The 9,268-nt window shown below is 64.0% G+C and carries 14 protein-coding genes and 1 pseudogene; 9 read left to right on the top strand and 6 right to left on the bottom strand.

The genetic code is table 11. The annotated features are described in order from the left end of the window. Positions 1-446 (top strand): annotated as a pseudogene (locus tag RMO57_RS14240) (glucose-6-phosphate dehydrogenase); the annotation flags it as partial. Between the two features lie 154 nt (positions 447-600). Then, on the top strand, positions 601-1,458 hold the full coding sequence (locus RMO57_RS14245) for a MurR/RpiR family transcriptional regulator (protein ID WP_310387711.1): 858 nt from the start codon (positions 601-603) through the stop codon (positions 1,456-1,458). Here RMO57_RS14245 and RMO57_RS14250 read toward each other — a convergent pair. From RMO57_RS14250 to RMO57_RS14275, 6 genes are all read right to left on the bottom strand, one after another. Beyond that, positions 1,449-1,769 carry an STAS domain-containing protein gene (locus RMO57_RS14250; RefSeq protein WP_310387687.1) on the bottom strand — a complete coding sequence of 107 codons (321 nt, stop codon included), beginning with the start codon at positions 1,767-1,769 and terminating at the stop codon, positions 1,449-1,451. The two genes, RMO57_RS14245 and RMO57_RS14250, sit on opposite strands and share 10 nt — an antisense overlap. Positions 1,770-1,783: 14 nt before the next feature. After that, the gene (locus RMO57_RS14255) at positions 1,784-2,437 is read right to left on the bottom strand and encodes an ABC transporter substrate-binding protein (protein WP_310387688.1); all 654 of its coding nucleotides are present in this window, start codon (positions 2,435-2,437) and stop codon (positions 1,784-1,786) included. Positions 2,438-2,510: 73 nt separating this feature from the next. Then, positions 2,511-3,278, bottom strand: coding sequence for a VacJ family lipoprotein (locus tag RMO57_RS14260; RefSeq protein ID WP_310387690.1), 768 nt, complete (start codon positions 3,276-3,278; stop codon positions 2,511-2,513). Then, a complete protein-coding gene (gene mlaD, locus RMO57_RS14265; protein ID WP_310387691.1) occupies positions 3,275-3,763 on the bottom strand; it encodes an outer membrane lipid asymmetry maintenance protein MlaD in 489 nt (162 codons plus the stop codon). Before mlaD ends, RMO57_RS14260 begins: the two co-directional genes overlap by 4 nt. A 26-nt stretch (positions 3,764-3,789) precedes the next feature. Beyond that, positions 3,790-4,569 (bottom strand): lipid asymmetry maintenance ABC transporter permease subunit MlaE, encoded by a 780-nt coding sequence (gene mlaE, locus RMO57_RS14270; RefSeq protein WP_310387693.1) that lies wholly within the window; start codon positions 4,567-4,569, stop codon positions 3,790-3,792. Next, positions 4,566-5,402 (bottom strand): ABC transporter ATP-binding protein, encoded by an 837-nt coding sequence (locus RMO57_RS14275; protein ID WP_310387695.1) that lies wholly within the window; start codon positions 5,400-5,402, stop codon positions 4,566-4,568. Before RMO57_RS14275 ends, mlaE begins: the two co-directional genes overlap by 4 nt. Positions 5,403-5,530: 128 nt before the next feature. On the opposite strand from RMO57_RS14275, the gene RMO57_RS14280 reads away from it, so the two are divergent. The 7 genes from RMO57_RS14280 to RMO57_RS14310 all read left to right on the top strand — a co-directional run. Continuing rightward, on the top strand, positions 5,531-5,674 hold the full coding sequence (locus RMO57_RS14280; RefSeq protein ID WP_310387696.1) for a hypothetical protein: 144 nt from the start codon (positions 5,531-5,533) through the stop codon (positions 5,672-5,674). Then, complete coding sequence (locus RMO57_RS14285; RefSeq protein ID WP_310387698.1) at positions 5,671-6,135, top strand: type IV pilin protein; 465 nt, start codon at positions 5,671-5,673, stop codon at positions 6,133-6,135. Before RMO57_RS14280 ends, RMO57_RS14285 begins: the two co-directional genes overlap by 4 nt. Next, the gene (locus RMO57_RS14290; RefSeq protein WP_310387700.1) at positions 6,129-6,722 is read left to right on the top strand and encodes a Tfp pilus assembly protein FimT/FimU; all 594 of its coding nucleotides are present in this window, start codon (positions 6,129-6,131) and stop codon (positions 6,720-6,722) included. Before RMO57_RS14285 ends, RMO57_RS14290 begins: the two co-directional genes overlap by 7 nt. Before the next feature lie 14 nt (positions 6,723-6,736). Continuing rightward, on the top strand, positions 6,737-7,132 hold the full coding sequence (locus RMO57_RS14295) for a fimbrial assembly protein (RefSeq protein WP_310387702.1): 396 nt from the start codon (positions 6,737-6,739) through the stop codon (positions 7,130-7,132). Further along, a complete protein-coding gene (locus tag RMO57_RS14300; RefSeq protein ID WP_310387704.1) occupies positions 7,129-8,301 on the top strand; it encodes a PilW family protein in 1,173 nt (390 codons plus the stop codon). Before RMO57_RS14295 ends, RMO57_RS14300 begins: the two co-directional genes overlap by 4 nt. Further along, a complete protein-coding gene (locus RMO57_RS14305; RefSeq protein ID WP_310387706.1) occupies positions 8,298-8,927 on the top strand; it encodes a hypothetical protein in 630 nt (209 codons plus the stop codon). The genes RMO57_RS14300 and RMO57_RS14305 overlap by 4 nt, the downstream gene beginning before the upstream one ends. After that, positions 8,924-9,268, top strand: a 345-nt coding sequence (locus RMO57_RS14310; protein ID WP_310387708.1) for a hypothetical protein, incomplete at its 3' end; no start/stop codon positions are given. The genes RMO57_RS14305 and RMO57_RS14310, both read left to right, overlap by 4 nt.

A 9,268-nucleotide genomic window follows, 5' to 3' on the forward strand; every position in this document is an offset into this window, starting at 1 on the left:
AAGCGCCTGGCCGCCCGTGACGCGCAAATCGTCATCAACTTCCGGCCGGTGCCGCACCCGATCTTCCCGGGCGCCAATCAACCCAATCGGCTGGTCATCAAGCTGCAGCCGGAAGACGGGCTGAGCTGCAATTGCTGGCCCACAAGGGCGGCTCGGACAACGAGGCCTTGACGCCGGTGTCGCTGGATCTGGACTTCGACAAGGCCTTCGCGGCCAACCGCGTTGGCGCCTATGAGCGCCTGCTCCTGGACGCGATTGCCGGCCGCCTGAACCTGTTCGTGCGCAGCGATGAGCAAGAGCAGGCCTGGCGCTGGGTCGAGCCGATTCTGGACGCCTGGAAGCAAGACAGCACCGGCCCGCGGCCCTACACGGCGGGCTCTTGGGGCCCGGCCGCGGCCAGCGCCCTGGTGGCGCGCGATGGCTTTGCCTGGGCGGAAGAGCAATGACAGCCCCCACGCTCACTTCGATCGCTGCCCCCCAAGGGGGCGGAGCCCGGACACAGGCAGTCCCTGCGGACTGCTTGTGCCTGGCGACGGCCATGGCCTCAGGCCATGGTGCAGACATCCCTTGGGGCGGCCCGGCGGGATGTCTGACATGAGTATTCTGGAACGCGTCAAGGCGGCGCTGCCGGCCTTGCCGCCGGCCGAGCAGCGGGTCGCCAAGCTCTTGCTGAGTGACGCGCGCTCCTTCGCCAATCTGCCGGTCAGCGAGTTGGCCGACCGCGCCCATGTATCCAAACCGACGGTGGTGCGCTTTTGCCGCAGCGTTGGCTATGACGGCTTGACCGACTTCAAGCGCAAGCTGGCCGGCAGCGTCAACGAGGGCGTGCCCTTTGTGCACCGGGCGGTCGATGAGGACGAGAAGCCCGCCGACTTGATCGTCAAGGTGGTGGACAACGCAGTCGCAGCCTTGCTGCATTACCGCAATGACGCGGCCAGCCATGCGTTCGAGATTGCCATCAATGCCTTGGCCGAGGCCGCCCGGACGGGGCGGCGGATCGAGTTCTACGGCGTCGGCAATTCCGGCATCGTGGCGCAAGATGCGCAGCACAAGTTCTTCCGCCTGGGCGTCAACACCGCTGCCTGCAGCGACGGCCATGTGCAGCTGATGAGCGCCACCATGCTGCAACCCGGCGACTGCGCCGTCATCATCAGCAACTCGGGGCGCAGCCGCGACCTGCTGGACGCGGCCGAGATCGCGCGCAAAAAGGGTGCCACCATCATCATCATCACGGCCAGCGGCTCACCGTTGGCGGCAATGGGCTTGGGTCAGGGTCAAGTCTTGCTGGCGGTTGACCACCCCGAGGACTTTGACCGTTACAGCCCGATGGTGTCGAGGCTCTTGCATCTGATCGCGATCGACATTTTGACCACCGGCGTGGCGCTGCGCCTGGGTCAGAACCTGCGGCCCATGCTGCAGGAGATCAAGAAAAACCTGCGCAGCAAACGCTACGTCTGAACTGCTTGGCCGGCGTCCTGCAAGTCCGGCCACAGCAGCTCGGCCACGCCGTAAACGCGTGCCAACTCCTGCAGCTTGGCCGGCACATTCAATACCGTCAAACGCAGGCCCAGCTCGGCACAAAGCCGGGCGGCGCTGAGCAACAGCGTCAACACCGCCGAGTCAAATTGCTGCAACTCGGCCGCGTTGATGCTCAGCTCGGCCCCCGCGCCACTGCTGACCTGGGCCGCCTCGGCGCGCAGGCTGGCCTGCAGGCTCAGCCACAGCGCCGGCGCCGCGTCCACCCGCACCGATTGCGGTAACTTCAGCATTTGGGCCGGCATGCTCAGGCCTTGGCGGCGGCACCGCCTGCGGCCTTTTGATTCTTGTCGGCGAGGGTCTTGATCAAGCCGTCGATGCCATTGGCGCCAATTTCCTGCGCGAAGCTGTTGCGGTATTGATCGGCCAGCCAGATGCCCAGCACATTGACGTCAAAAATCATCCACACGCCGGCGACTTTTTCCAAGCGGTAGTCGAGCTGGATCGGGTCGCCCTTGCCGCGAATCTCGGTGCGTACCACCACCTCGGTGTCCTCCGGGCTGGCGCGCAAGGGGCGCAAGGCGATGGTCTGGTCCTTGACCTGGGTCAGCGCGCCGGCGTAGGTGCGCACCAGCAGGGTCTTGAACTCGTCCTGCAGGCGCTTTTGCTGCTCGGGCGTGGCCTGGCGCCAAAAGCGCCCGACCGCCGATGCCGTCATGCGCTGAAAGTTCACATGCGGCATCACCTTGGTGTCGACCAGCCCGATGATCTTTTGCAGATCGCCGGCTTGAATCGACTTGTCGGCCTTGACCGCCTCCAGAGTCTCCAGCGACAGCTGGCGAATCAGCAGGTCCGGTGCGCTGGCGTCGGCAGCCATCGCCGGCGCGCCCAGGCTCAGGGCGGCCACCAGGGCAGCGCCCAACAGCGCGCGCTTGGTCAAAAAGTGTTTGCTAACGTTCATTAATTCGCTTCCTTCATTTCAACAGACCAAGGCATCTAACGCTTCAGCCTGGGATTGGTTTCATTCGCGCCACTCAGGGTCCGGCTTGCGGATTGCTTTCGTCCTTGACCTCCGGCACCAAGACCTCAAACTCGTCATCACTGCCCAAATTGCCGCGCCGCTGCAAAAAGGCGTCACGGAAGAAGGTGTACTTGTCGAGCGCAATGCCCTCCAGCATTTCACTGGCACGCAAAAAGTTGGAGCGTGCATTGACCGTCTGCAGGCTGTAGATCGCCACCTTGCTGGTGCCGCCCTGGAACAGGAAGGCCGGCGACGCCTGCCAGTCAAACGGCATCGCCAGGGTGTCGCGCACCGACGACGGGCCAAACAGCGGCCAGACGATGTAGGCGCCGGTGCCGGTACCCCAGCGGCCGAAAGTCTTGCCCATGTCTTCGTTCTTGCGCTCGATGCCGACCTCGGTGGCGATGTCAAGCAAGCCACCAAAGCCCAGCGTCGAGTTGACGGCAAAGCGCATGCCCTGCTCGACGCTGGCCTTCAGCCGCCACTGCAAAACCAAATTAATCGCCGTCCAGGCATCGCCAATATTGCCCACAAAGTTATCGACCGACTGCCGCACCGGCCCGGGCACGATTTCGCTATAGACCGTCGCCACCGGCTTCAGGATATTCGCGTCCAGCGATTCATTGAAGGCAAACACCTTGCGATTCCAGGGCTCCCAGGGGTCCAGCTTTTGCCCCGGACTGCCGGGCGCGCTGCGCATGCTGGCGCAACCACTGACGGCCACGGCCAGGCACAACAGCAAGGCCCGCATCGGCCGCAAGCGTGGGCGGCTCGTATTCATGGTTTGGCTTCTCCTGTTTGCGTACCGGCATCGGCCGCCTTGTTGTACAGGAACTGGCCAATCAAGTTTTCCAGCACGATCGCCGACTGGGTCTGCTTGATCACATCACCGGCAGCCAAGTTCTTCTCCTCGGCGCCGGCTTCCAGGCCGATGTACTGCTCGCCCAGCAAGCCGGCGGTCAGAATTTTTGCAGAACTGTCGGTGGGGAACGCGACCTTTTTGTTCAGGCTGATCAAGACCTTGGCCTGGAAGGTCTTGTCGTCAAAAGTGATGGACTCAACACGGCCTATCACCACGCCGGCGCTCTTGACCGAGGCGCGGCTCTTCAGCCCGCCAATATTGTCGAATTTGGCGCTGACTTGGTAGGTCTCGTCAAAATTAAGGCTCAGCAGATTGCCGGCCTTCAAGGCCAGAAACAGCAGCGCAGCGCCGCCCAACAACACGAAAAACCCAACCGCTGCGTCATGCCTGGAGGCTTGTTGCATGCTCTTCTCCGAATCTGGATCAAAAATCAAATAGAAAACATCATGGCCGTGAGCACAAAGTCAAATGCCAACACCGCCAGAGAAGAAACCACCACGGTGCGGGTGGTCGCCTGCGCCACACCCTCGGGCGTGGGCTTGCAGGTGTAGCCCTGCAGCAGCGCCACAAAAGTGACCGTCAAGCCGAACACCAGGCTTTTGATGACACCGTTGCCGACATCGGCCCAGACGTCGACGCCACCCTGCATCTGCGACCAGAACGCGCCGTCGTCGATGCCGATCAAGACCACCGCCACCAGCCAGCCGCCGACCACGCCGACGGCCGAGAACAGCGCTGCCAACAAGGGCATGGCAATCAGCCCGCCCCAAAAGCGTGGCGCCAACACCCGGGTCAGCGGGTCAACCGCCATCATCTCCATCGCCGTCAATTGCTCGCCGGCCTTCATCAAACCGATCTCGGCCGTCAGCGACGTACCGGCACGGCCCGCAAACAAGAGTGCCGCCACCACCGGGCCCAACTCGCGCACCAAGCTGAGCGCCACCAACAAGCCGACCGCTTCGGCCGAGCCATAACGTTGCAGCGTGTAATAGCCCTGCAGCGCCAGCACAAAGCCGACAAACAGGCCGGCCACGCCGATCAGCGATACCGAGTGATTGCCGAGGAAAAATACCTGATCGCGCACCAGGCCGAAGCGCAGCAGGCTTTGCGGCAAGCGGGCCAAAATCTGCAAGAACAAGCGGGTCGCGGCGCCGATATCGGCCAATTTGAGCCTCAGGGCGCTGCCAATCTGGCTGGGAATGAGGGTCATGCTCGGGCACCCAATCCAAAGTCATCGCAGACCGGGCAGGCCGCTTGGTGGAAATGCACCGGGCCCTCTGGCTGGGCGCCGACAAATTGACGCACCAGCGGGTCGGCGCTACGCCGCAACTCGTCCGGCGTGCCCTGCGCGACCACGCGGCCATTGGCAATCATGGCAACCTCGTCGGCAATCGCAAAGGTTTCGTGCAGATCATGCGAAACGATGATGCTGGTCAGGCCCAGCGCATCATTCAAATCGCGGATCAGCCGGGCCGCCACACCCAGCGAGATCGGGTCGAGGCCGGCAAAGGGCTCATCGTACAAGACCAGATCGGGGTCCAGGGCGATGGCACGAGCCAGCGCCACCCGGCGCGCCATGCCGCCGGAAACCTCGGACGGCATCAAGTCCCGTGCGCCGCGCAGGCCGACCGCATTGAGCTTCATCAACACCAAGTCGCGAATCATCAACTCGGGCAGCTTGGTGTGCTCACGCAGCGGGAAGGCGACGTTCTCGAACACCGACAGATCAGTGAACAGCGCGCCGAACTGGAACAACATCCCCATGCGGCGCCGCACGGCATACAGCTGATCCAGATTCAAGGGGCCGATGTCCTCGCCGTCGAACAAAACCTGACCCTTGAGCGGGCGGATCTGCCGGCCCAACAGCCGCAATACCGTGGTTTTACCGCCGCCCGAGGTGCCGATCAGGGCCAGCACCTTGCCGCGCGTGACCTTCAAATTGACTTGCTCAAGGATGACGCGATCACCGTAACCGCAGGTGACATCCCGTAATTCAATTAATGGCACGGCGTTATCTGCCGATAGAGAGGACTTGAGTGCCATGGGGCGCGTGACCGAGGTGTGCGTGCCCCGAATTACAAAGCGCTGATCATAGGGGAAAGCACGGGTGGCTGTTTCGCGCCCGGGATTCCTGCCCTACGCCTCGGCGCTTCGTCGGGGCGCGGAGCAGCATGAAACAAATTGTCGATTTTGTGAAGCTTCTCACGGCTGACGAATGCCGGCCGATGAGCGCAGCCAAGCTAGCGATGGGCGGCAAGCACCTTGATTCTGGCCCATCCACAATTCACCCAAACAACGGAGAACTGCCACCATGAAGTCCCACAAGCCCGCCCGCCAAGTCTCTCAACGCGCCTTCACCTTGATTGAGTTGATGGTCGTGGTCGCCATCGTCGGCATCTTGGCTGCCGTTGCGCTGCCGGCTTACAACGACTACATCACCCGCGGCAACCTCGTCGATGCAAGTACGGGCCTGTCGACCGTACGGGCGCAGATGGAGCGGTATTACCAGGACAACCGGACTTATGCGAGCGTCGCCGGCTTCGTGACGCCTTGCGCCACCACGCCAGCGACGGCCCGCACCTTCAACAAGTTTGTGGTCAGCTGCGCCGCCGCGCCCACCGCCACCGCCTTCACCCTGCAGGCCCAGGGATCGGGCTCGGTCGCCGGGTTCACGTACACCATCGACGAACGCGAAGTCAAGGCCACGACCGCCGCGCCAAACGCGTACGGCGCCTGCGCGACCGACTGGATCATGAAAAAGGGCCAAACATGCTGACCCGATCGCGCGGATTCTCGTTGATCGAGCTGTTGGTGGCCGTCACCCTGATGACCATCCTGCTCTCTTTGGCGATGCCCGCGTTCACCGGCTGGATACGAAACGCCAAGGTCCGTTCGGTGGCTGAAAGTCTGCAAAACGGGGTTCGGCTGGCGCAGACCGAAGCCGTGCGACGTTTCCGCCCGATGGTTTTCTTTCTCACCGACCAGAAGACTTGCACCGGCGCGACGACGGCGGCTGATGCAGGTGCCTTCTGGGCCATCCGGACGATTCCGCTGGCAGCCGGCGAGGTTTCCGAGGCGGTCAAGTGCGGCGTCCTGGCTGATGTGGCCGGCGGCGTTCAGCTGGCTGGACCGACTGCCATTTGTTTCAACGCCAATGGCCGACAGGCAGCGATCGCGGCACCGGGCGTTGGCGGCCCGGCCTGCACGCTCGCGGCTGCAGGCATCAACCGCTACGGGATCACCAACCCGAACGTCGACGCAAAGGTCGACCACCCGCTGCAAGTTCAGGTGACCTTGGGCGGGAGCGTCCGGCTGTGCGACCCGGCTCGCAGCTACTCCGCGACGACGCCAGACGGCTGCTGATCGAGGCACTCAAGATGAAACAACGCTTACATCGCCAAAAGGGCATCGCCCTGATCGAGGTTCTGGCCGCTACCTTGCTGATTTCCTTCGGCCTGTTGGGGCTGGTGTCCCTGCAAGCCAAAGCCGTCCAGTACTCGGTCAGCGCGGAAGACAGCCAACGCGCAGCCGTCCTGGCCAGCGACCTCGCCGCCGAGATGTGGGGGGCCAACACTGCGGCGGTAGGCGCCGGCGTGGTCGCTGCCTGGGCCGGCCGTGTGGCCGACCCGGCGACCAGCGGGCTTCCCAACGGCTTGGGCACGGTCACCATGCTCACCCCCAACCGCGCCCGCATTCAGATCAGCTGGCGGCCGCCCAACCTGCCGACTGGCAGCACGAACCGCTACATCACTGACGTGGAGATCGGCCCATGATGCGCGCTTGGCATCCACAGGCCGCTGCGCCACGCGGCTTCTCGCTGATCGAGTTGCTGGTCGCGGTCGTCATCGCGCTGGCGCTGACCTTGGCCCTCACCAAGGTGATGGTGAACTTCGAAGGCGGCAAGCAGGCGCTCGGTGCCCGCAACGACCTGTCGCTGGGTTCCGCCTACCTGTCCTACCAGCTCGACCGCGATTTGCGCAGCGCCGGCTCGGGCTTCATGCAGACGCCCACGGCCATCGGCTGCCTGCTGCGCGCCTCGCTGAACAATGCCCAGTTGCTGCCCGCCACGGCGGCGTTTCCGGCGCCATTCGAGGCCGTTCCGACGCAGCGCCGTCTGCTGCCGGTGGTGGTCTATCCTGGCATCGGCAGCGGCGGATCGGACGTGTTGGCCATCGCTACCGGCGCTTCCGGTGCCAGCGAGTCGTCCATCTCGGGGCAGTTGGCGTCGGCCACAACAACGTCGATCCGCGTGCAGAACACCGTCGGCCTGCGCGCCGACGACCTGATCCTGGTGTCGGACGCGACGCTCGGCTGCATGATCCAGCAGGTCACCTCACCCTTCGCGGGGGGCGCCAACCAGCAACTCGACTTCGCGGGGGCCTACGCTGCGCCCACGATCAACGGCCTGTCGCTCTCCAGCTTCACGCTCAATGAGGCGCCCACCGTCCTGTCCTTGGGCAATGTGACGGGCAACCGGCCGGTGCTGCAACTGTTCGGCATCGACGCCAACAGCAACCTTGTCAGCTACGACCTGCTCAATCTGAACGGCAATCGCGATGTTCAGCCGCTGGCCAACGGCGTGCTCGACCTGCGGGTGCGCTACGGCGTGGACACCGATCTCAATGGCACGGTCGACACCTGGGTGGTGCCCGGCACGGCAGGCTTCACCGAAGCCGCGCTGACCAATGGCACCACCGACCCGCGCACCCTCATGTCGGTACAGGTCGCTGCCATCGTTCGTGGCGACATGATCGAAAAAGACACGGTCTCGCCGGCCTCGCTCACCATGTTCTCCACCCTGCCGGCCGCGCTGCAAGTGCAGCGCACGCTCAGCGCCAGCGAACTTCGCATGCGGCTGCGTGTTGTCGAATTCACGGTGCCGCTGCGCAACGTCATGCTCGCCTGGCGCGCCACCCTTACTCCACCCCCGCCACCACCATGAAATCACCCTCCCGCCAACTGCGGCACGCGCCGCACCGCCAACGCGGCGTGGTGTTGATCTTTGCGCTGATCGCCTTGGCGATCCTGCTGATCGGCGCGGCCGCCATGATGAACTCGTGGAACGCCTCGCTGTTCAACGCCGGCAACTACGGTTTCAAGCGCGACCTGACCAACCAAGGGGAACGCGCGCTCAACACGGTGATCGCACTCATCAGCAACGGTGCGCTGGGTACCGAAGCCGCACGGCAGGTCGACAACAACGGTGCGAACTACCGGGCTGCCTTGCTCGCGTCCGACGCGCAGGGCATTCCCGCGGTGTTGCTGCTCAGTGATGCGGCCTTCGCCGCCAGCGGCTTTACCGCAGCGCCCATCGTGGTCAACGATCAGGGCCTCGACATGGGCGTCACCGTGCGTTACGTGATCGACCGAATGTGCGTGGCTACCGGCGCCGTCGACAAGAACAGCTGCACCACGGCCGGCAACCTCGCACCATCCGGCGGCACGCCCAACGCCGGCGGCAAGGTCGAGGACAGTGCCTTGCCGGTGCAGGCCGTCTACCGCGTAACGATTCGGGTCAGCGGCCCGCGCAACACTCAATCCTTCTTCCAGGCCACGATCACCGGATGATCGACTTCACCACAGTCAGGAGAGCACGCACCATGCGCAGATTCATCAGCAGTATCCGCCCCGCAGCCGGCCTCGCCGCCTTGCTAGCTTGCTTGCCATCAAGCGGACAGACGCCGCTGGCCGACCAGGCGCTGTTCGCCAGCATCACCGTACCGGGCAATCTGGCTTTGGCCTTGTCGGTCGAGTTCCCGACGGCGATCACCGCCGCGCACACCGGTGCCACCTACAACAGCGCAAGCACCTACGTCGGCTACTTCGATCCGAACAAGTGCTACGCGTACAACTACCAACCGAAAGAGGAAGATCGGCACTTCTATCCGACGGCCCTCGCGGCCAACCAT

It is taken from the genome of Roseateles sp., assembly GCF_031397715.1.
Taxonomy (GTDB): Bacteria; Pseudomonadota; Gammaproteobacteria; order Burkholderiales; family Burkholderiaceae_C; genus Paucibacter_A.